At 74.3% G+C, this 23,516-nt stretch carries 3 protein-coding genes and 3 pseudogenes; all 6 read right to left on the reverse strand.

Annotated features, from left to right (window positions below; genetic code table 11):
• A pseudogene (locus I4Q55_RS50865) lies at positions 1-140 on the reverse strand (crotonyl-CoA carboxylase/reductase); the annotation flags it as partial.
• A complete protein-coding gene (locus I4Q55_RS47485; protein ID WP_206797545.1) occupies positions 137-676 on the reverse strand; it encodes a hypothetical protein in 540 nt (179 codons plus the stop codon). The gene I4Q55_RS47485 and the pseudogene I4Q55_RS50865, both read right to left, overlap by 4 nt.
• Positions 663-2,615, reverse strand: a pseudogene (locus tag I4Q55_RS47490) (beta-ketoacyl synthase N-terminal-like domain-containing protein); the annotation flags it as partial. The gene I4Q55_RS47485 and the pseudogene I4Q55_RS47490, both read right to left, overlap by 14 nt.
• Positions 2,616-2,628: 13 nt before the next feature.
• Entirely contained in the window at positions 2,629-9,258 is a 6,630-nt protein-coding gene (locus tag I4Q55_RS47495; RefSeq protein ID WP_374194551.1) for an SDR family NAD(P)-dependent oxidoreductase, read from the reverse strand.
• Positions 9,259-9,348: 90 nt separating this feature from the next.
• Positions 9,349-16,712 (reverse strand): annotated as a pseudogene (locus I4Q55_RS51190) (SDR family NAD(P)-dependent oxidoreductase); the annotation flags it as partial.
• 33 nt (positions 16,713-16,745) lie between these two features.
• Positions 16,746-23,516, reverse strand: a complete 6,771-nt coding sequence (locus I4Q55_RS50465; protein WP_374194552.1) for a type I polyketide synthase — start codon at positions 23,514-23,516, stop codon at positions 16,746-16,748.

Consider the following 23,516-nt stretch of genomic DNA (forward strand, 5'->3'; position numbering starts at 1 on the left):
CTCTCCAGGCCCTCGAACATCCCGACCTCGTCCGCGTGCACCGTCACCCCGCGATAACTCTCGGGCACCGGCAACGAGCCGACCACGGCCGCCTCACCGGTCAGGATGGCCTGCTGGATCTCGCCGAACTGTGGTGTCACGGCAGCAGGCTCCCGTCATCCGGCAAGTACCGCTCTTCGTCTTCGTGCGAACGCCACAGGCCGGTGCCGTCCGGCGGTACCGGGTCACTGACTTTGTCCAGGATGTTCCGGCCCGGGTCGACCAGCCACTTCCGCAGCGCCTCGGTCCACCACGGTGTGTCGACGACCCAGTCGAGCTTGGCTCTCGGCTCGTCGCCGGGGAGCCCCCGCCGCACTGCGGCCAGCTCCGCGGTCCAGCCGTTGACGGCGGTGGCGAAAGCCTTCTCCGGATCGGGGTGCCCGAGCACGTCGCCGATCGTCGTCCAGCTGAGGCCCTCGGCCCGGGCCGCGACCACGGCGCGTTCGAGGTACCGGGCCGCCAAGCCGGTCAGCGCCTTCGCGGCGTGCAGCGCGGCGGCATCGGTGTCGTGCCGCCAGTAGTACTCGGGCGTCACGGCGTGCCGCGCGCACACGGCGATCTCCCAGCCCGCCTGCGCCGCGGCCACTTTCGCGTGCAACGCCTCCGGATAGGAATCGAAGTTTTCAGTGCCTTCCATGGCCAAGCCGTCCCTCCTGTCGAGGTTTCCCCGCCAGCCAGTAGTGCCGGCGCTGGAAGGGGTACGTGGGCAGGTCGACCAGCCGGGCGCCGGTACCGGCGAACAGCGCGGCCCAGTCGATGGGTGCGCCGCGGACGTACAGGTCCGACAGGACGGCCAGCAGGGCGTGCGCGGAGGTGACGGCGAGTGGCACGACCGTCGCGCCCGGCCCGGCGGCGGGCCGGGCGCCGAGCTCGGCCAGCCGGCCGGCCAGCGCACCGGCCGAACGAGCCTCCGGGAACCACTGGCGGAGGTCGGGATGGACCTGATCGGTCTCGGTGGTTTCCCAGACGAACCGGAAAGCGGGCTCCGCACGCGACGCCGGGGGGCGCGTGGCCAGCCGGCGGAGAAAATCCTGCCGGTCGGCGGCGACGTACGCGGCGCGGTAGCCGAACACCGCCCGGGCGGCCAGCGAACGGCCGATGTCGGCCACCGTCAGTTCGTCGTGGGCGAGCACGTGCTCGCGCAGCCGTTCGGCTTGCTCGTGCAGGGCGGCGGGGGTCCGCGCGGACAGCACCCACGGCACCGGGCCGCGCGGTGCCGGTGGAACGGCGGCGGCACCGGCGTACTCCTCGAGCACCACGTGGGCGTTGGTTCCGCTCACGCCGTGCGCCGACACCGCGGCCCGGCGCGGGCGGCCGGTCCCGGGCCAGTCGTGGTTCTCGGTGAGCAGCCGGACAGCGCCGCCGGCCCAGTCGATCCGCGGTGACGGGGCGTCCACGTGCAAGGTCCTGGGCAGCACCCCATGGCGCATGGCCTGCACCATCTTGATCAGCCCCCCGGCCCCGCCCGCGGCCTGGGTGTGCCCGAAGTTCGACTTCATCGACCCCAGCAGCAGTTCTCCGGCCCGGTCCTGGCCGTAGACCGAGATCAGGGCATTGGCCTCGATCGGGTCACCCACCGGCGTCCCGGTGCCGTGGGCCTCGACGGCGTCCACTTCGGACGGTCCGAGTCCGGCGTCCGCCAGCGCCGCGCGGACCAGCCGTTCCTGCGTGGGGCCGTTGGGTGCGCTGAAGCCGTTGCCCGCGCCACTCTGGTTGACGGCGGTGCCCCGGATCAGGCCGAGCACCCGGTGTCCGTTGCGCTCGGCGTCGCTGAGCCGTTCCAGGACCACCAGCGCGGCCCCCTCGCCGAGGCCCATGCCGTCGGCGGCGGCGGCGAACGACTTGCACCGGCCGTCGGGAGCCAGGCCGCCGCCCTGGCGGACGGTCTCTTCGAACAGTTCGGGGGTGGACATCACCGCGACACCACCGGCCAACGCGAGCGAGCACTCGTCGCGGCGCAGGGCCTGCACGGCCAGGTGGACGGCGACCAGCGACGACGAGCAGGCCGTGTCGACCGCGAGTGCCGGTCCCTCGAACCCGTAGGTGTAGGCCAGGCGGCCCACGGCGACACTTCCCGCGCTGCCGAAGTACCGGTAGCCGGGGATGTCGCTGGGCGGCTCCGGCAGCCGGTACGCGTAGTCGTGGAAGATGACTCCGGCGTACACGCCGGTCCGGCTGCCGCGCAACGGGTCCGGGTTGATCCCGGCGTGCTCGAACGCCTCCCAGGACAGCTCCAGCAGCAGCCGCTGCTGGGGATCCGAGGCCAGCGCCTCCGTCTCGGACATGCCGAAGAAGGCCGGGTCGAATTCGGCGGCGTCGTGCAGGAACCCGCCGCCGGCCACGGGCAGCGCCGCCGGGTCCCAGCAGCGGTCGGCCGGCGGCCCGGAAATCGCGTCGCGCCCCTGCACGAGGAAGTCCCACAGCTGCCCGGGCGAGCCGACGCCGCCGGGGAAGCGGCACGCCATGCCCACCACGGCGACCGGCTCGGACAGCCGCTGCTGCCGCTTGCGGAACTTCTCGTTCTCGCGCAGCGCCGCGCGCAGCGCTTCGGCGAGCCGTTCCGGCGAAACACCCATCGGGCTCCTTCGGTCAGGACGGGTTGTCGTCAAGGGCCAGTGACACGAGCGCTTCCACGTCCATGTCGTCGAATTCGTCCGGCTCGGGCCCGGGCTCGACGGCCTCCGGGAACAGGGCGGCCGCGAGGTACCCGGCGACGGCGCCCGGGGTCGGGTGGTCGAAGGCGATCGTGGCTCGCAGCCGCAGCCCGGTGGCGGCGGCCAGCCGGTTGCGCACCTCCACCGAGGCCAGCGAGTCGAACCCGAGTTCCTTGAACGGCCTCGCCGGCTCGACGTCGGCCACGGTCCCGTGCCCGAGCACCTCGGCGACCGTCCTGCGGACCAGCTCGGTCAACGCCTCGACCCGCTCGGCGGCGGGCAGGCCGGCCAGCCTGGTCAGCGCCGAACGGTCCGCGCCGGAGTCCTCGCGGACGACCCGGCGCGCGACCGTGCGCACCAGGTCGCGCAGCACCGCGGGCAACGGGGTGCTCGCGGCCAGGGACCGCAGCTGCGCGAGGTTCAAGCGCACCGGGAAGACCGAAGCGCGGTCCGAGCCCAGCGCGGCGTCGAACAACGCCATGCCGTCCCGCTCGTCGATCGGCAGCACGCCGGTCCTCGCCATCCGGCCGGCGAGCTCGGCCCGGTCCAGGTGGCCGGTCATCGCGCCGCCGGGGCCGGCCCAGTAGCCCCAGCCCAGTGCGAGGCCGGGCAGTCCGTTGGCGCGCCGGTGGGCCGCCAGCGCGTCCAGGAACGCGTTGGCGGCGGCGTAGTTCCCTTGCCCGGCACCGCCGAACGCGGAAGCCGCCGAGGAGTACAGCACGAAGGCGGCCAACCCGGCGTCCTTGGTCAGCTCGTGCAGCGCCCACGCGGCGTCGACCTTGGGCCGCAGCACGCGGTCGATCTTGTCCGGGGTCAGCGAACCGATCAGGCCGTCGTCGAGGACCCCGGCCGCGTGCACGACGGCGGTCAGCGGCCGGTCCGCCGGCACCGTCGCCAGGAGCCCGGCGAGTGCGGCGCGGTCGGCCACGTCGCAGGCGGCCACGGTCACCTCGGCCCCGGCTTCGCGGAGTTCGGCGGTGAGCCGGTCGAGGTCCGGTGCCCGCTTCCCGCTGCGGCTGACCAGCAGCAGGTGCCGCACCCCGTGTGCGGTCGCGAGGTGCCGGGCCAGCACCCGGCCCAGCGCTCCGGTGCCACCGGTGATCAGCACCGTGCCGCCGGGGTCCAGGACGCCGGTCCCGGGCGGGCCGGCCACCAACCGCCGCAGGCGGGGCACGAGGACACGGCCGTCCCGGAGGGCGAGCTGGGGTTCGCCGGACGCGACGGCCCGGTCGAGCACGGCTTCCGACGCCGCGGTTCCGTCGGTGTCGATGACCGTGAACCGGTGCGGGTTCTCGGACTCCGCCGAGCGGATCACCCCCCAGACCGGGGCGTGGGCGAGATCGGTGATGTCCTCGCCGGGAAGTGCGCTGACGGCTCCGCGCGTCAGGACGACCAGCCTGGCTCCCGCCGGTTCGTCCTTGGACAGCCAGGTCTGCGCGAGTTCCGCCGCGGCCGCCGTGGCGGCCTGCGCGTCCCGCTTGCCGCTGAGTTCGACGAGCACGGCCGCGGGCCCGGAGCCGAGCTGGGCCAGCTCCTCGGGTCCGGCCACCCGGCGCACTTCGCCGGCGGTTCCCTCGGGCAAGGGGACTTCGATGAAGTCCATTCCGAAGAAGGCGTCGCCGGGCACCTGGCGCTGCTGAGGCATCGCCGGGCCCGTGCGCACGCCCGCGATCGAGGCGACCGGATCACCGTCGTGGTCGGCGATGCGCACGGCCCACCAGCCGTCGCCCTGGTCGGTGAGCTCCGCGCGCAGCGTCGACCCGCCGGTGGCGTGCAGCACGAATCCCCGCCAAGCAACGGGAACGCCCGCGGAAGCCGCCGAGAACACGGCTTCCAGGAGCAACGGGTGCAGCACGAACTCGTCCTCCCGCCGCTCCCCGGCCAGCTGGACCTCGACGAAGGTCGAGGCTCCGCTGCGCCAGGCGGGCGCGGCCCCGGGCAGTGGCTCGGCACCGTGCGGCGGCCACTGCGCCAGGTCGAAGGACGGCACCCGGCCGGCCACGGCCAGGGACCCGGTGGCGTGGGTCGTCCACGGCCCGCCCGCGTCCCGCGAGTGGATGGTGAACTCACGGCTCCCCGTAGCACCGGGCCCGGCCACCAGCACCTGGAGCTGCCGGTCCTCCTCGCCGGGCAGCAGGACCGCGTCCCGGACCGTGAGCTCGGCGAGCAGGTCGCAGCCGACCTCGTCGCCGGCGCGGACCGCCAGCTCGGCCAGCGCAGACGGCACCGCCCGGCCGCGGAGCCAGGGGTGTGCGCCGGCGCTGAGGCCGCCGGTGAGCAGGCAGGCGTCCCCGGCCAGCGCGGTGCTGCCGGTCAGCACCGCGTGGCCCAGGGTGCCCTGGTCCTGCTGTGCGCCCGGGGTCGCGTAGTGCGGCCAATAGCGCCGGCGCTGGAACGGGTAGGTGGGCAGCTCGACTCGTCGGGCACCGCGGCCGGCGAAGGCGGCCCGCCAGTCGACCGGGATGCCACCGACGTGCGCCTCGGCCAGTGAAGTGAGCATCCGGCGCAGCCCGCCGTCGTCGCGGCGGATGCTGCCGGCCACGACCGCGGTCGTGGCGGCCTCGTCCAGGTTCGCCTGGATCGCCATGCCCATCACCGGGTGCGGGCTGACTTCGACGAAGGCCCGGAACCCCGCGCCGAGCAGGCTGCCGACGGCACGGTCGAAGGCCACCGGTTCCCGCATGTTGGCGAACCAGTAGCCCGCGTCGAGCGTGCCCGGTTCCCGCTGGGTACCGGTGACGGCCGAGTAGAACGGCACCTGACCGGGGCGTGGCCGCACGCCGGCCAGCAGCTCGGCCAGTTCGGCCTCCAGCTCGTCGACCTGGGCGCAGTGCGTGGCCACCGTGGACGCCACCAGCCGCGCCCGGATCCCTTCGGCGGTGAGCTCGGCGACCAGGCTCTCGACCGCCTCGGTTTCGCCCGCGACGGTGGCCAGGCCGGGCCCGTTGATCCCGGCGAGGGTCAGGCTCCCGTGCAGGCGCGCCCGCAGCTCGGCCACGGGCAGCGCGACCGAGGCGAGCACGCCCCGGCCGACCATCCGCTGGGCCAGGAGCCGGCTGCGGAGCCCGACCACGCGGACCGCGTCGGCGAGGTCGAGCTCGCCCGCCACGTACGCGGCGGCGATCTCACCCTGGCTGGTGCCGGTCACGGCGGCCGGGACGACGCCCAGCGAACGCCAGAGCGCCGCGAGCGACACCATGACGGAGAACAACACGGGCTGCACGACGTCGATGCGCCGGAGGTCCATCGCCCCGGCCGCGCCTTCGACCACGTCCCGGACCGACCAGCCCAGCAGGGACTCGAACTCCGCGGAGCACCTGAGCAGTTCCGCGCGGAACACCGGAGAGCCGGCGAGCAGTTCCCGGCCCATGCCGTCCCACTGCGAGCCCTGGCCGGGGAAGACGAACACCGGGCCGCCGGCCGGTGCGGCGGTGCCGGACAGCACCGTGCCGGCGGGCTTTCCCGCGCCGAGCGCGGTGAGCCCGGCCTGCAGTTCCGCCCGGTCTTCGCCGAGCACCACCGCGCGGCAGTCGAACGTGGCGCGAGTACTGACCAGCGAGTGGCCGACGTCCGCGGGTTCCAGCTCGGGGTGGTCCGCCAGCAGGGCACCGAGCTGCGCGGCCTGGGCGTGCAGAGCGGGGGTCGTCTTCGCCGAGAGGACGAGGGGGACGATCCCCGCGCCGCGCGGGCTTTCCGGCGGCGCGGGGCTGTCGGGCACCTGTTCCAGGATCACGTGGGCGTTGGTGCCGGACAGCCCGAACGACGACACCCCGGCCCGGACCGGCCGGTCCGAGCGCGGCCAGGACCGGGCCTGGGTCAGCAGGTCCACGGAACCGGCGGACCAGTCCACGTGGCTGGTCGGCGTGCCCACGTGCAGCGTCCGGGGCAACAGGCCGTGGCGCATGGCCATGATCATCTTGATCACGCCGCCCACCCCCGCCGCGGCCTGGGCGTGGCCGATGTTGGACTTCAGCGACCCCAGCAGCAGCGGCACCGCGCGTTCCTGGCCGTAGGTCGCCAGCAGCGCCTGCGCCTCGATCGGGTCGCCGAGCCGGGTGCCGGTCCCGTGTGCCTCGACGGCGTCCACATCGGACGGTGCCAGCCGGGCGTCGGCCAGTGCCTGCTGGATGACCCGCTGCTGGGCCGGTCCGTTCGGGGCGCTCAGCCCGTTGCTGGCGCCGTCCTGGTTGACCGCCGACCCGCGGACGAGACCGAGCACGGTGTGGCCGTGGCGCTCGGCGTCGGAAACCCGTTCCAGCAGCAGCAGGCCCACGCCCTCGGACAGCACTGTCCCGCTCGCGTCGTCGGAAAACGCGCGGCAATAGCCGTCAGTGGCCAACGCACGCTGCCTGCTGAACTCCACGTAGCTCAGCGGCGACGACATGACGGTCACGCCGCCGGCCACGGCCATCGTGCACTCCCCCCGCCGCAGCGCCTGGACCGCCATGTGGAGGGCCGACAACGACGAGGAGCACGCGGTGTCGACGGTGATCGCCGGGCCTTCCAGGCCGAACAGGTAGGCCAGCCGGCCGGAGAGCACGCTGGCCGAGTTGCCCATGCCCGCGTAGCCGCCGGTCAGGTCCTCACCGGCGAGCACCCGGGCCGCGTAGTCCTGGATGTTGCTGCCGATGAAGACGCCCGACCGGCTGCCGCGCAGGGTGTCCGGGGTGATGCCCGCCCGCTCGAACAGCTCCCAGGTGCTCTCCATCAGCAGCCGCTGCTGCGGGTCGATCACCAGTGCCTCGCGCGGGTTGATCTCGAAGAACGCCGGGTCGAAGTCGGCGAACCCGTCGATGAAGCCACCACGCCAGACCGACGTCTTGCCCGGTGCTCCGGGTTCGGGGTCGTACAGACCGGGATCCCAGCCGCGATCGGCCGGGAACGGACCGACGGCGTCGCGGCCCTCGGCCACCAGGCGCCACAGGTCTTCCGGGGTGCGCACGCCGCCCGGGTAGCGGCAGCTCATCGCCACGATCGCGATCGGCTCGTCGGCCGGACCCGCAACCGGGGCGACGCCGTCCGTGGCCGTGCCGTACAGGACGTCCCGCAGGTGCCCGGCCAGTGCCGCCGGAGTCGGGTGGTCGAAGACCAGGGTCGCGGGCAGGCGCAGCCCGGTGGCGGTGTTCAGCGCGTTGCGCAGCTCCACCCCGGTCATCGAGTCGAAGCCGAGGTCGCGGAACGGGCGCTGGGGCCGCAGCTCCTCGGTCCCGGTGAGGCCGAGCACGGCGCCGGCGTGCGACCGGACCAGCTCGAGCAGGACGCGGTCGCGCTCGGACTCGGGCAGTGCGGCGAAGCGGTGCGCCTGCGGGGAGCCGGCTTCCTCCGGCACGCGATCGAGGACCTCCCGGGCTTCGGGCACGCCGCGCAGCAGCGGTCGCGCGCCGGCGGTGCCGAACACGGGAACGAACCGGTCCCAGTCGACGTCGGCGACGACCACGGTCGTTTCGTCGTGGTCGAGCACCTGCTTGAGCGCCGACAGCGCGGTCGGCGGGGGCAGCAGCGCGGTGCCGCCGAGCCGGTGATCGGCCCGGTCCAGGCCCAGATCCCAGACGCCCCAGGCGATCGACGTCGCGGGCAGCCCGGCGGAGCGGCGTTGCTCGGCGAGTGCGTCGAGGTGCGCGGTGACCGCCGCGTGCTCGGCGTGCTCCCCGGCGCCCCAGGTGCCGGTGACCGAGGAGAAGAGCACGAAGGCGTCCAGATCGGCGCCCAGCAGCTCCGAGAGGTGGTCGGCGCCGCCGGCAGCCCGCGCGAGCGAGCCGGACAGCTCGTCCGGATCGAGTTCGGCGAGCGGGCGCAGGCCGGGGAAGGCGCCGACGTGCACGACCGTGCGGATCGGCTGTCCTGTCTCGGACCAGCCGCGCACCAATGCGGCCATGGCTTCCCGGTCGGCCGGGTCGCAGTCCGCGGCGGTCACGCGCTCGTCGCCGTACTCGCCGGCGCCGGTCAGCACGACGTGGCCGGCCCCGTTGTCCAGCAACCATTCGGTCAGCAGCGGGCCGACCGCGGTGGTGTCGCCGCTGACCAGGACCGTGCCGGCCGGGCGCCAGTCCCGGACGGGCGGGGCCGCGGCCAGCGGGGCGCGGTGCAGCCGGCGGACGAACGCGCCGCGCTCGCGGAGCGCGACCTGGTCCTCGTCCGAGGTGAGCACCGAGCACAAGCGGGCCCACGTGGTGTCCGTCGGCGAAGGCGGCAGGTCGACCAGCCCGCCCCAGCTCCGGGGGTGTTCGAGCGCGGCGACCCGGCCCACGCCCCACACCTCGGCCTGGATGGGGTCGACCTGCGCACCGTCGGCGCTCACGGCGCCCTGGGTCAGGCACCACACCGGAACCTCGATCCCGGCCAGTGCCTGAATCAGCCGGACCGTGTCCACCGCCGGGCGCGCGCCGGATGCCAGGAGCGAGAGGACGCCGCTCAGTGGTCCCAGCGGCGCGAGCCGTTCGGGCAAATCGGCCGGCGAACCGTCCACGACGGTGACGTCGGCCCCGTGCTCGGACAGGGCCCGCGCACAGTCCGCGCCGAGCTCGTCGCCGGGCGGGGTGAGCACCACCCAGCGACCGCTGAGCACGGGTTCCGGCGAATCGGGCTGCGCCTCCCAGCCGATCCGGTAGCGCAGCCGGTCCTGGACGGACTCGTGCCGGGCGTCGCTGACGGCGTCCAGCCAGTACCGGCGGTGCTGGAACGCGTAGGTCGGCAGGTCGACCCGCCGGCCGCCGGCCACCACCGGGGACCAGTCCACGGCCACGCCGCCGACGTGGAGCTCGGCGGCGCTGGTGAGCAGCCGGGCAAGACCGCCCTCGTCGCGGCGCAGCGTCCCCACCGCCAGCACGTCCGTCCCGGCGGCCTCGGCCGTGTCGCGGACCGCGGACGTCAGGACCGGGTGCGGGCTCAGCTCGACGAACACCCGGTGGCCGTCGGCCAGCAGCCCGTCGACCGTCGGGGCGAGCTGCACGGTCTGCCGGAGATTCCGGTACCAGTACTCGGCGTCCAGCCCGGAGGTGTCCACGACCTCACCGGTCACGGTCGACCGGAACGGGATCTCCGCCGCGGCCGGGGTCAGCCCGGCCAGGTCGTCGAGCAGCCGGGCGTGGATCGCCTCCACCTGAGCGGAGTGCGAAGCGTAGTCCACCGGGATCCGGCGGACGCGGACCTCGCGTCCCCCCAGGTCGGCGGCCAGCTCGTCGAGCGCAGCAGGCTCGCCGGAAACCACGACCGCCGACGGGCCGTTGATCGCGGCCACGGACACCCGGCCCGGCCAGGGCCGCAGGGCGGCCTCGACCTCGGCGACGGGCAGCGCGATCGACAGCATGCCGCCCTGCCCGGCGAGCACCTCGGCGATCGCCTTGCTGCGCAGGACGACCACCTTGATCGCCTCGGCCAGGGTGAGCGCCCCGGCCACGCAGGCGGCCGCGATTTCGCCCTGCGAATGCCCCACGACCGCGTCGGGCGCCACCCCCAGGGAGCGCCAGACCTCGGCCAGCGAAACCATCACGGCGAACAGCGCGGGCTGCACGACGTCCACGCGGGCGAGCGCGCCGGCGTCGTGCAGGACCTCCGGCAGGGACCAGTCGACCAGCCGGTCGAGCTCCGCCGCGCACTCGGCCATCCGGGCGGCGAACACCGGGCTCGACTCGGCCAGCTCCACGGCCATACCCACCCACTGCGCACCCTGCCCCGGGAACACGAAGACGATCTTGTCTTCGCCGTGCGTCGCGGTACCCCGCACCACTCCCGGTGCCGGCCGGTCGGCGGCCAGCGCGGCCAGCCGGGCGCCGGTGGTGGCGGGGTCCTCGGCGAAGACCACGGCCCGGCTGCGATGGGCCATCCGGGTCTCGGCGAGCGAATACCCCACGTCCAGGGGGTTCCGATCGGCAGTCCGCTCCCGCAGGCGCTCGGCCTGGGCGCGCAGAGCGGCTTCGGACCGCCCGGAGACGAGCCAGGGAACGACCCGCGGGGTCTCGGGCCGCTCCGCACTGTCCTCAGTGGACTCCGGTGCCTGCTCGATCAGGACGTGGGCGTTGGTGCCCGAGATGCCGAACCCGGAAACCCCCGCCCGGCGTGGCCGGCCGGTCTCCGGCCACGCGACCTGCTCCCGCAGCAGCCGGACCGCGCCCGCGGACCAGTCGACGTGCGGGGTGGGCACTTCGGCGTGCAGGGTCTTGGGCAGCACCCCGTGCCGCAGGGCCAGCACCATCTTGATCACCCCGGCGACGCCGGCGGCCGCCTGGGCGTGCCCGATGTTGGACTTGATCGAACCCAGCCACAGCGGGCGGCCGGCGGGGCGGCCCTGACCGTAGGTCGCCAGCAGGGCCCCGGCCTCGATCGGGTCGCCGAGCGTCGTGCCGGTCCCGTGTGCCTCGACCACGTCGACGTCCGATGTGGACAGTCCGGCGCCGGCCAGTGCCTGGCGGATGACGCGCTCCTGCGCGGGACCGTTCGGCGCGGCCAGCCCGTTCGAAGCGCCGTCCTGGTTGAGCGCGGACCCGCGCACCACCGCCAGCACCCGGTGTCCCCGGCGGCGGGCCTCGGACAGCCGTTCCAGCACCAGCAGGCCGGCACCCTCGCCCCACGCCATGCCGTCCGCCCCGGCACCGAACGCCTTGCACCGCCCGTCGGCGGCGAGCCCGCGCTGCTTGCTGAACTCCACGAAACCCCGGGTGGTGGACATCACGGCCACGCCGCCCGCCAGCGCCATCGTGCACTCTCCGGCGCGCAGTGAGCGAACCGCCAAGTGCAGCGCCACCAACGAGGACGAGCACGCGGTGTCCACCGTGATCGCCGGACCGGACAGCCCGAGCGTGTAGGCGACGCGGCCGGAGGCGACGCTCATCGAGTCCCCGGTCACCAGGTGCCCGGAAACCTCCTCGGCCACGTCCAGGTCACGGAAGCCGTAGCCCTGGTAACACATGCCGACGAACACGCCGGTGTCGCTGCCGCGCAGGTCGGCAGGCCGGATCCCCGCGTGCTCCAGCGACTCCCAGGCCACCTCCAGCAGCTGGCGCTGCTGCGGATCCATCGCCAGGGCCTCCCGCGGGGAGATCCCGAAGAACTCCGCGTCGAACTCGGCGCCGTCGTGCAGGAACCCGCCCCGCCGCACGTAGGTGCGACCGGGCAGCCCGGGCTCGGGGTGGTAGAGGGAGTCGATGTGCCAGCCCCGGTCATCGGGTGCCTCCGAGGTGACGTCGGCGCCCCGCGCGACCAGCTCCCACAGGTCGTCCGGCCCCCGGACGCCGCCCGGGTAGCGGCAGCCCATGCCCACGATCGCGATCGGCTCGCGGTCGGAGTCCTGGAGGTCCTGGATGCGCTTGTTCGCCTGCCGCAGCTCGACGGTGGCTTGCTTGAGAAAGTGCCGCAGCTTCTCCTCGCTGGTCGCGGTCATGAGATCCCGAACTCCTTACCGAGGATGTCGAACATGTCGTCGTCCGACGCCGAAGCCAGTTCGTCGTCGCCGAGGGACCCCTCGACGCGCCGCAGCAGCGCGCGCAGCCGGACGGCGGCCTGGGCGGAAGTGGCCTCGTCGGGCTCGCCGGCGGCCAGCGCGGCCTCGACCCGGTCCAGCTCGTCGAGCAGGGAGCCCGGCGCGGCCGGGGTTTCGGCGGCGAACAGCCCCGCCGCCAGGTGATCGGCCAGCCGGGCCGGCGTGGGGTGGTCGAAGACCGCGGTGACCGGCATGCGCAGCCCGGTGGCGGCGGTGAGGCGGTTGCGCAGCTCGACGGCGGTCAGTGAGTCGAACCCGGCGTCCTTGAACGCCTGCCCGGACTCCAGCCGGGTCGCGTTGCCGTGGCCGAGCACGGAGGCGGCCTCCGCGCTGATCAGCTCCCGAAGCGCGCGGAGGCGGTCCGGCACCGAAAGCCCGGCGAGCCGGTCGCGCAGCGGGGAATCGCCTGCCGCGGGCTGCTCCGCGGCTTCCAGGGCCTGCCGGACCTCGGGCAGTTCGGACAGCAGCGGGCTCGGGCGTGCGGAAACGAAGGTCGGGGCGAACCGGTCCCAGTCGACTTCGGCGACCGCCACACAGGTTTCGCCTTGGTCGACGGCCTCGTGCAGGGCACGCAGGTGCACCGCGGGCGAGGTCGGCGGCAGTCCGAGCGCGCGCAGCTGATCACGCATGCGTGGTTCAGCGGCCATTCCGTCGCCGGCCCAGGCGCCCCAGGCGATGGCGGTGGCGGCCAGCCCGCGGGCCCGGCGGTGCTCGGCGAGCGCGTCCAGGTAGGCGTTGGCCGCGGCATAGGTGCCTTGCCCGCTTGCCCCCCAAAGCCCCGACAGCGAGGAGAACAGCACGAACGCGTCCAGCTGCCGGTCGCCGAGCAAGGCGTCGAGGTGGGCGGCCCCGGCGACCTTGGCCGCGGTGGCCTCGGCCAGTCCGGCGACCGTCAGGTCCGCCAGCGCCGCGCTCTCCCCCACGCCGGCCGCGTGCACGACGGCGGAGATCTCTTCCGGCAGGTGGGCCGCGAGCTCGGCACGGTCGGCGACATCGCACGCGGCGATGGTGACCTCCACACCGCTTTCGAGGAGTTCTTCGCGCAGCCGCCCGGCGCCCGGTGCGTCCATGCCCCGCCTGCTCAGCAGGACGAGGTGGCCGACGTCGGTGGCCGCCAGCCGGCGGGCCACCGCGGCGCCGAGCGCGCCGGTCCCCCCGGTGATCACGACCGTGCCCGAGGGCACCCACGGGCGCTCCGGCCGGTGCGGGGCCGGTGCGGCGCGGGACAGCCGGCGGCCGAACACGCCGGCCGGCCGGACCGCGACCTGGTCCTCACCGCCGGTCGACGCCAGGAAGGCGGCGAGGCGGGCGGTGTCCTGTTCGGCCACGGTTTCGGGCAGGTCGATCAGGCCGCCCCAGCGACCGGGGTGCTCCAGGGCGGCGCACCGGCCGAGCCCCCAGACCTGGGCCTGCACCGGCGCGGTGACCGGATCGGCGTGGCCGGTGGAGACCGCGCCGCGGGTCAGGCACCACAGCGGGGCGTCGATCGCCACCTTCCCCAGCGCCTGCACGAGTTCCACCGTGGCGGCCAGCCCGGTGGCGACCGCGGGCCGGTCCGCCAGGGGACGTTCGTCCACGGCCAGCAGGGAAAGCACCCCGGAGAACTCGGGGCGACCGGACTCGGCGAGCCGCTCGGCGATCGCTCCGGTGGCGGCGGACTCGTCGATCTCGACCACCAGGACCTCGGCCCCGTGCTCGGACAGCCCCTTACGCAGGGTCTCGCCCAGTGTGCCCGGACCGGTCAGCAGCAACCACGTGCCGGACAGCGCGGCGCGGTCCGGCTCCGGCAGCGCCGTCCACCCGACGCGGTAGCGAAGGTGGCCGGTGTCCTCGGCGCGGCTCCGGCGCGAGGGCGGTGCCTGCAGCCAGTACCGCTTGCGCTGGAACGCGTAGGTCGGCAGGTCGACGCGGCCACCCTCGGGGACCACCGGCGACCAGTCCACGGGCACACCGCGGACGAACAGCTCCGCCGCGGCGGTGATCATCCGGTCCAGGCCGCCCTCACCCCGGCGCAGCGACCCGGTCACCAGGACTTCCGCCTGGGCGTCGTCGGCGGTGGCCTCGATCGCCATCCCCAGCACGGGGTGGGGGCTGACCTCCAGGAACGTGCGGAAGCCCTGGGAAACCAGGGTCCGGACGGCTTGCTCGAACCGCACCGGTTCCCGCATGTTCGAGTACCAGTACCCGGCGTCGAGGCTGCCCGGCGCGAGCCGGTCGCCCGTCACCGCCGAATGGAACGCCACGTCACCCTGGCGCGGCTCGACGGGCGCCAGCAGGTCCAGCAGCTCGTCGTGCAGCTCCTCGACCTGGTCGCAGTGCGTTGCCACCGAGGAGGCCACCAGCCGCGCCCGGATTCCCTGCGCGGAGAAGTCCTCGACCAGCCGCCGCACCGCCGCGGTCTCGCCCGCGACGGTCACCAGACCGGGAGCGTTCACCCCGCCGATGCTCACCCCTTCGCCCAGCCGGCCGCGCACCTGGTCCACCGGCGCCACGACGGACGCCAGTACCCCGCGCCCCACCAGGCGTTCGGCGAGCAGCCGGCTGCGCAGTCCCACGACCCGGGCGGCGTCGGCGAGACTCAGTTCCCCGGCCACGTAGGCCGCCGCGATCTCCCCTTGGCTCGTGCCGACGACGGCCGCGGGCCGGACACCCAGTGATCGCCAGACCGCGGTGAGGCCGGCCATCACCGAGAAGAGGACCGGCTGCACCACGTCGATCCGCTCGAGCGCCGGTGCTCCTTCCGCACCCGACACGACCGCGGTCACGGACCAGCCCAGCAGCGATTCGAACTCGGCGGAACACCGAAGCAGCTCCTCGCGGAACACCGGTGAGGTGTCCAGCAGCTCACGGCCCATGCCGAGCCACTGCGAACCCTGACCGGGGAAGACGAACACCACCCGGCCGGCCTCGCCGGCCACCCCGGTGACGAGCCCGGGCGCCGTCTCGCCGCCGGCCAGCGCCGCCAGCGCGTCGCGCAGCTCCTCCCCGGTTCCGCCGACCAGGACAGCGCGGTGGTCGAACACGGTCCGGGTGTGCAGCAGCGAAGCCGCGACCTCGGCCGGCGGCGCGTCGAGGGTGAGCAGGCGTGCGGCCTGCTCGCGCAACGCGGCGGGGGTCCGAGCGGACAGCAACCACGGCGCCACGCCGGCCGCCGCGACGCGCGGGGGTTCCGGCTCGGCGGCCTGCTCCAGGATCACGTGGGCGTTGGTGCCGGAGATGCCGAACGAGGAGACGGCGGCCCGGCGCGGACCGTCCGTGGCGGGCCAGGGAACGCTCTCGGTCAGCAGCCGGACCGAGCCGCTGCTCCAGTCGACGCGCGGCGTGGGCTCGTCCACGTGCAGGGTCTTCGGCAGCAGGTCGTGCCGCAGGGCCTGCACCATCTTGATCACCCCGCCGACGCCGGCCGCGGCTTGGGCGTGCCCGATGTTGGACTTCAGCGAGCCCAGGAGCAACGGCCGGTCCGCGGGCCGCTGCCCGTAGGTGGCGAGCAGCGCACCCGCCTCGATCGGGTCGCCCAGCCGGGTCCCGGTGCCGTGTGCCTCGACCACGTCCACGTCGGGTGGCGACAACCGGGCGTCGGCCAGCGCCTGCTTGATCACCCGCTCCTGCGCCCGGCCGCTGGGCGCGGTCAACCCGTTCGACGCACCGTCCTGGTTGACCGCCGACCCCCGCACCACCGCCAGCACCCGATGACCATTGCGCTCCGCGTCGGACAACCGCTCCAGCACCAGCATGCCGACGCCCTCGCCGAGCCCGACACCGTCGGCCGCCGCGGCGAACGCCTTGCTCCGGCCGTCCGGTGCGAGGCCGCGCTGCCGGCTGAACTCCAGCAACGCGGTCGGCGTGAACATCACGCACGCGCCACCGGCCAGCGCGAGCGAGGTCTCGCCCGAGCGCAGCGAGCGGACGGCGAGGTGGAGCGCCACGAGTGAAGAGGAGCAGGCGGTGTCCACGGTGACGGCCGGGCCTTCCAGGCCCAGGGTGTAGGCCACGCGGCCGGACATCACCGCGAACGTGTTGGCCGTGCCGACATAGCCCTCGACTTCGGCGGGCACCTCGTCGAGCCGGCTCGCGTAGTCCTGGTAGGTGGCGCCGACGAACACCCCGGTGCGGCTGCCGCGCACGCTCGCCGGGACGATCCCGGCCTGCTCCAGCGCCTCCCACGAGGTTTCCAGCACCAGGCGGTGCTGGGGGTCCATCGCGAGCGCCTCACGCGGGGAGATTCCGAAGAACTCGGCGTCGAAATCGAGGCTGTCCCGGAGAAAGCCGCCCTCGCGCGCATAGGTCCGGCCGGCCCGGTCGGGGTCCTCGTCGTACAGGCCGTGGACGTCCCAGTCGCGGTCGGCGGGCAGCTCGCCGATCAGATCCGCCCCCTCGGTCACCGCCCGCCACAACGCCTCCGGCGACTGGATCCCGCCGGGAAAGCGGCAGCCCATTCCCACGATCGCGATCGGCTCGTGCCCGGCACCTTCGAGCTCGCGCAGCCGGGCCTTGGCCTGGCGCAGATCGGTCAGCGCGCGGTTGAGGTACCTGCGGAGCTTTTCCTCGTCGGGCATCGGATGTCGTTCCCTCCCCTGTCAGTCGGCGCCGAGTTCGTGGTCGAGCAGCGCGAACATCTCGTCGTTGCTCACCGAGGCGAAGTCCTCTTCCCGCCGGTCTCCGCCGGCCGCGTCCACGGTCCGCACCAGCTCCCGGAGCCGGTCGGCCACCTCGGCGCGTTCCCCGGGGGAGAACTCGGCGGAACGCAGGACCGACGCCAGCCTCGCGAGGTCGGCCGCGACGACGCCGCCGGCGGGGTCACCGAACATCCGCTCGGCCAGGTGGGCCGCCAGCGCCGCGGGCGACGGGTGGTCGTAGATCGTCGTCACGGGCAGCTCGAGCCCGGTCGCCGCGCCCAGCCGGTTGGTCAGGGCGGTCACGGTCAGCGAATCGAACCCGATGTCCTTGAAGGTGCGGTCGGCGGAGACGGCACTTCGGTGGCCGAGCACCTCGGCGACTTCCGCGCGCACCAGGTCGACCAGCGCGTTGTCCCGTTCGTGCCCGGTGTGGCCGGCGAGCACGTCACGCCAGGTCCGGCGCGGCGCGGCCGGCTCGGCGGCGAGCCGCGTCACGGTGACCTCCGGCCAGAAGCGGTCGTGCTGGAACGGGTAGGTCGGCAGGTCGGCGTGGTTCCCGCGCGGCAGCACGGTTTCCCAGTCGACGTCCTCGCCGCGCAGGTACCGCCGCACCGGTTCGGCCAGGTCCGCCGGTGCCGGATCGCCGACGACGCCGGACTTGCCGGCCGCGATTTCGGTCAGCCCGCTCCGCAGGCCGTCCCGCGACCGGGCCACCAGCACGGCGCGGTGCGCGAAGGCCGCGCGCTCGGTCGCGAGCGTGAAGCCGACGTCCACCGGACGCTCGGTGTCCACCACCGGCAGGAGCTGTGCGGCCCGGGCCGCAAGCGCTTGCGGGGAGCGCGCCGAAAGCACCCAGACGACCAGCTCGGGCTCCGGCGCCTCGCGGACCGGCGTGGCGATTCCCTGTTCCAGGACGACGTGCGCATTGGTGCCGGAGAACCCGAACGACGACACGCCGGCTCGCCGCGGACCGCGGCGCGGTGGCCAGGACCGGGCCGTGGTGACCAGTTCGACGTCGCCGGCGGACCAGTCGGCGTGGGTGGTCGGCCGGTCCACGTGCAGGGTCGCCGGCACCACACCGCGGCGCATCGCCTCGACCATCTTGATGACGCCGACGATGCCCGACGCCGCCTGGGTGTGGCCGATGTTGGACTTCACCGAGCCGAGCAGCAGCGACGTTTCGCGGTCCTGGCCGTAGGTCGCCAGCAGCGCTTTGGCCTCGATCGGGTCGCCCAGCCTGGTCCCGGTGCCGTGTGCCTCGACGACGTCCACATCGGACGGTGCGAGCCCGGCGTCGGCCAGCGCCTGCTTGATCACCCGCTCCTGCGCACGACCACTGGGCGCGGTCAATCCGTTCGACGCACCATCCTGGTTGACCGCCGATCCCTTCACCACCGCCAGCACCCGGTGACCATTGCGCTCGGCGTCGGACAACCGCTCCAGCACCAGCACCCCGGCCCCTTCGGCCCAGTTGGTGCCGTCCGCCGCCTCGGCGAACGCCTTGATCCGGCCGTCGACGGCCAGCCCGCGCTGCCGGCTGAACTCGACGAACGCCTCGGGCGTCGCCATGATCGTGACCCCGGCCGCCAGGGCCAGCTCGCATTCGCCGCGGCGCAGCGCCTGGACAGCCAGGTGCAGCGCCACCAGCGACGACGAGCAGGCCGTGTCCACGGTCATGGCCGGTCCGTGCAGGCCGAAGGTGTACGCGAGGCGCCCGGACAGGGCGCTGTTCGCCAGCCCGGTGCTCAGCTGGCCCTCGACCGGGCCGGGATTCCGCCGCAGCAAAGCGGCGTAGTCGTTGCCGTTGGTACCCGCGAAAACCCCGCACGTGCTGCCGCGAAGCGAGGCCGGGTTCGTCCCGGCCCGCTCGAACGCCTCCCAGGCGGTCTCCAGCAGCACCCGGTGCTGGGGGTCCATCGCGAGCGCCTCACGCGGGGAGATCCCGAAGAACTCCGCGTCGAACCCCGCCGCGTCGGACAGGAAGCCACCCGAGCGGACGTAGCTGGTTCCGGCGTGGTCGGCGTCGGGGTCGTAGAGCGCCTCGACGTCCCAGCCGCGGTCGGCGGGGAACGCGGTGATCGCGTCACCGCCGGTGGACACCAGCGACCACAGGTCCTCGGGGGTGTGCACCCCACCGGGCAGCCGGCAGCTCATGCCCACGATCGCGATCGGCTCGTGCCCGGCAGCCCCGGCCCGGGGCGCGTCGGTCGCCTCGGGAGCCTCGCTGATCAAGCGCCCGGCGAGTTCGGCGGGCGAAGGGTGGTCGAACACCGCGGTGACCGGCAGCGGCACCTGCGTGGCGGCGACGAGCCGGGTGCGCAGCCGCACCGCGGCCACCGAGTCGAAGCCGAGGTCCTTGAACGCGCGATGCGGGTCGATCTCGTCCGGGTTGTCGTGCCCGAGGACGGCAGCGACCTCGGCCAGGACGATCGCCAGCGCGGCCTGCTCGGTCAGGCCGGCCGGCAGTTCGCCCGGGCCGGGCCGGGCTTCGCCGGGTTCGGCCCGCGCGTCGGCGAGATCCGCCAGCAGCGGGGCGGCCCGGCTGCTGAGAAAGACGGGCGCGAACTCCGCCCACACGACGTCCGCCACGGTCAGGCAGGTCTCGTTGGCGTTCAGGGCTTCGTGCAAGGCGACGACGCCCAGCTCCGGGTCCATCGGCACCAGGCCGCGTTCGCGCAGGTGCCCGGCGACGCGGGAGTCCGCGGCCATGCCTTCCCCCGCCCACGGTCCCCAGGCCACCGAGGTCGCCGTCAAGCCGCGCGCCCGGCGCTGGTGGGCCAGCGCGTCGAGGAAGGCGTTGGCCGCCGCGTAGGCGGCTTGGCCGCCGCTGCCCCAGACACCGGCGATCGAGGAGAACAGCACGAACGCGTCCAGCGGCCGGTCGGCCAGCAGGTCGTCCAGGTGCCGCGCGCCGTCGACCTTCGCCGACACGACCCGCGCGAACTCCTCGGCCGTGGTCTCGGTCGCCGGGGCGAACCGCCCGCTGACCCCGGCGGCGTGCACGACCGCGGTCAGGGGTTCGTCCAGCCGGTGCAGCACCTCCGCCAGCGCCGCCTTGTCCGAGACGTCGCAGGCGACGACGGTGACCCGGGCGCCCAGTGCGGTGAGCTGCTCGCGCAACGCCTCGGCACCGCCGTGCCGGCTGAGCAGCACGAGGTGCTCGGCGCCGGCGGCCGCCAGCCAGCGCGCGACCTGACCGCCGAGCGCGCCCGTGCCGCCGGTGACCAGGACGGTGCCCCGAGGCCGCCAGTCACGGACAGCGCGGTGTCCGGCGCGCCCGATCCGCCGCCCGAACACTCCCGCGGCCCGCACCGCCACCTGGTCCTCGCCCCCGGTACCGGTGAGCACGCCTGCCACGCGGTCGAACGCACGGTCGTCCAGGACCGCCGGCAGGTCGATCAGGCCACCCCACCGCGTTGGCTGCTCCAGGGCCAGCACCCGGCCCAGCCCCCAGACCTGGGCCTGTCGCGGAGCCAGCACCGGCTCGCCGCCGCCGACCGTCACGGCCGAGCGGGTGGCACACCACAGGGGTGCCGGGACTTCCGCGTCGGCGAGGGCCTGCGCCAGCGTGAAGGTGGCGAGTGCGGCCGCCGGATGCACGGCGAGCAGGGACAACACGCCGTCCACGGGGCCGATCGTGGTCAACCGGCTCGCCAGAGAGGCGCGCTCCGGCACGGCGGGGACTTCGAAGAAGACGATCCGGGTGGCTCGCGAGGCCAGCCCCCGGGCGACCGCGGTGACCAGCTCGTCCCGCGGTTCCGGCGATTCCGCGGGGACCACGAGCAGCCAGGTGCCCAGCGGCGCGGCACCGGCGGCGTCCGGGAGCGGCGTCCAGGTGACGCGGTACCGCCAGCCGTCGATCGTGGACTCCGCCGTGCGACGCCGTCGCCACGCCGCCAGCGCGGACACCGCCGTCTCGAGCGGGGCGTCCTCGTCGACCGCCAGGACCTTGGCCACTTCCCCGGCGTCCTGACGGTCGATCATGTCCCAGAACGGCCCGTCGAGTGCCCCGCCGTCGACGAGAGCCCGTTCGGCGGGCATCAGCCAGAAGCGCCGGTGCTGGAAGGCGTAGGTCGGCAGCGGCACCCGGTGCGCGCCGTCGAAGGCGGCGCGCCAGCGCACGTCCAGCCCGCGGGTGTGCAGCTCGGCGACCGCGGTGAGGAAAGCATGATCCTCGGTGCGGCCCTTCGCCTGCAGCGGAACCGCGTGCACCGCGCCGTCGGGCAGGCAGCGCTGCGCCATCGCCGACAGCGTGCCGCCCGCGCCGATCTCGACCAGGTCGGTGACACCCAGGTCGCGAAGGCGGTGGGCCGCGTCCTGGAACCGCACCGTCTCGCGCGCATGACGCACCCAGTAGTCCGGTGAGCACAGCTCCGCCTCACGGGCGACCTGCCCGGTCACCGTGGACACCAGCGGGATCTCCGGCGCGTGGAAGGCGATGTTCTCCGCCACGGCCCGGAACTCCGCGAGCATGGGGTCCATCAGCGGGGAGTGGAAGGCATGGCTGACCGTCAGGCGCCGGCTTTGCCGGCCGCGGGCGGTCAGCTCCGCGACGATCCGCTCGACCGTTTCGCGGGCACCGGACAGCACGACGGAGTCCGGGCCGTTGACCGCCGCGATGCCGGCCCGCTCGCGATGTCCGTCGAGCAGCGGGGCGACCTCGTCTGCACCGGCTTGGACGGCGACCATCGCGCCACCGTCGGGAAGCCGCTGCATCAGCCGTCCCCTGGCCGCCACCAGCGTCACGGCGTCGGGCAGCGAGAAGACGCCCGCCACGTGGGCGGCGGCCAGCTCGCCCACCGAGTGTCCGGCAAGGAACTCCGGGACGATGCCCCAGGACTCGGCCAGCCGGTACAACGCCACTTCGAACGCGAACAGGGCGGGCTGGGTGTACTCGGTCCGATCCAGGGTTTCCCGGTCGGCGTCGAACATGAGCTGCCGCAACGACTTGCCTGGTGCTGCGTCGAACAGTGCTTTGTCGAACAGGGCGCAGACCTGGTCGAGCGAGTCCGCGAACACCGGGAACCGGCCCGCGAGCACCCGGCCCATGCCCGGCCGCTGGGTTCCTTGCCCGCCGAACAGGAACGCGCTCCGGCGGTCACCGAGCGCGGTGCCACGCAGCAGGGCCGGGGCGGGCCGCCCCGCCGCCAGCGCCCGGACCCCGGCCAGCAGGGCTTCGGTGTCGTCGGCGACGACCGCCGCCCGGTGGTCGAAGGCCGATCGGGTGAGCGCGAGCGACAGTCCCACATCACGTGCCCGGAGCGGGTGATCGGCGAGGTGGGTCAGCAGCTTGGCCGCCTGCGCGCGCAACGCCGGATCCGACCGGCCGGAGAGCACCCACACCGTGGGGCCGGGCCGCTCGCCGGGCTCCGGCGGCGTGTTCCGGTCCGCCGCGGGCGCCTCCTCCAGGATCACGTGGGCGTTCGTCCCGCTGACGCCGAACGCCGACACCCCGGCCCGCCGCGGGGTGTCCGACACCGGCCACTCGCGCGCCCGGGACAGCAACCGGACCGTGCCGGCCGACCAGTCGACGTGCGAAGACGGTTCCTCCGCGTGCAGGGTCTTGGGCAACAGCTCGTTGCGCAGCGCCAACACGGTTTTGATCACGCCGCCCACACCGGCCGCAGCCTGCGCGTGACCGATGTTCGACTTCAACGATCCCAGCCACAGCGGACGCTCCGCCGTCTTGCCCGCTCCGTAGACGGCCTGGAGTGCGCGCGCCTCGATCGGGTCGCCCAGTGCGGTCCCCGTGCCGTGGGCTTCCACGGCATCCACCTCGGCCGGGGTGAGTCCCGCGTTGGCCAGCGCCTGCCGGATCACCCGCTCCTGCGCGGGACCGTTCGGCGCGGTCAGCCCGTTGGACGCCCCGTCCTGGTTGACCGCCGACCCGCGCACGACGGCCAGCACCCGATGCCCGTTGCGGTGCGCGTCGGACAGCCGCTCCAGCAGCAGCATGCCGGCCCCTTCGGCCCAGCCCGTCCCGTTCGCGCCCGCGCCGAACGACCGGCACCGGCCGTCCGGGGAGAGCCCGCGCTTGCGGCTGAACTCCACGAACACCCCGGGAGTCGACATCACCGTCGCGCCACCGGCCAGTGCCAGGGAACACTCTCCCGCCCGGAGTGCCTGGGCCGCCAGGTGCAGCGTCACCAGCGTGGACGAACAGGCCGTGTCCACCGTCATCGCGGGCCCCGTCAGGCCCAGCGCGTAGGACACCCGCCCGGACGCGACGCTGGTCAAGGCCCCGGTCAGCGCGTAACCCTCCACCGAGTCCGGTGCCCGGTGCCAGTTCTGCTCGTAGTCCTGGTAGGCGATCCCCGCGAAGACGCCGGTCCTGCTGCCCCGCAGGGAGACCGGATCGATGCCCGCCCGCTCGACCGCCTCCCACGCGGTTTCCAGCAGCAGCCGCTGCTGCGGGTCCATGGCCAGGGCTTCCCGCGGCGAAATCCCGAAGAAGTCCGCGTCGAAGTCCCCCGCGCGCTCCAGGAACCCGCCGGCCCGGGCCGTCGACCGGCCGGAAGCGCTCGGGTCGGCGTCGTGGATGTCGGTGTCCCAGCCGCGGTCCAGCGGGAAATCGCGCACCGCGTCGGTCTCGCCGGTCAGCAACCGCCAGAGATCCTCGGGGGTCTCGACCCCACCCGGAAAACGGCAAGCCATCCCGACGATGGCAATCGGGTCGTGCACAACCGGTGCGGAATCGGTTACCGTCGATGCCGGCGTGGTGCCCAATAGCAT

It is taken from the genome of Amycolatopsis sp. MtRt-6 (assembly GCF_017308975.1).
Lineage (GTDB): Bacteria > Actinomycetota > Actinomycetes > Mycobacteriales > Pseudonocardiaceae > Amycolatopsis.

What these genes read in the sequence shown, in the direction of transcription:
- I4Q55_RS50465 (WP_374194552.1), bottom strand. Translation starts at nt 23,516, where the DNA reads ATGCTATTGGGCACCACGCCGGCATCGACGGTAACCGATTCCGCACCG.
- I4Q55_RS47485 (WP_206797545.1), bottom strand. Translation starts at nt 676, where the DNA reads ATGGAAGGCACTGAAAACTTCGATTCCTATCCGGAGGCGTTGCACGCG.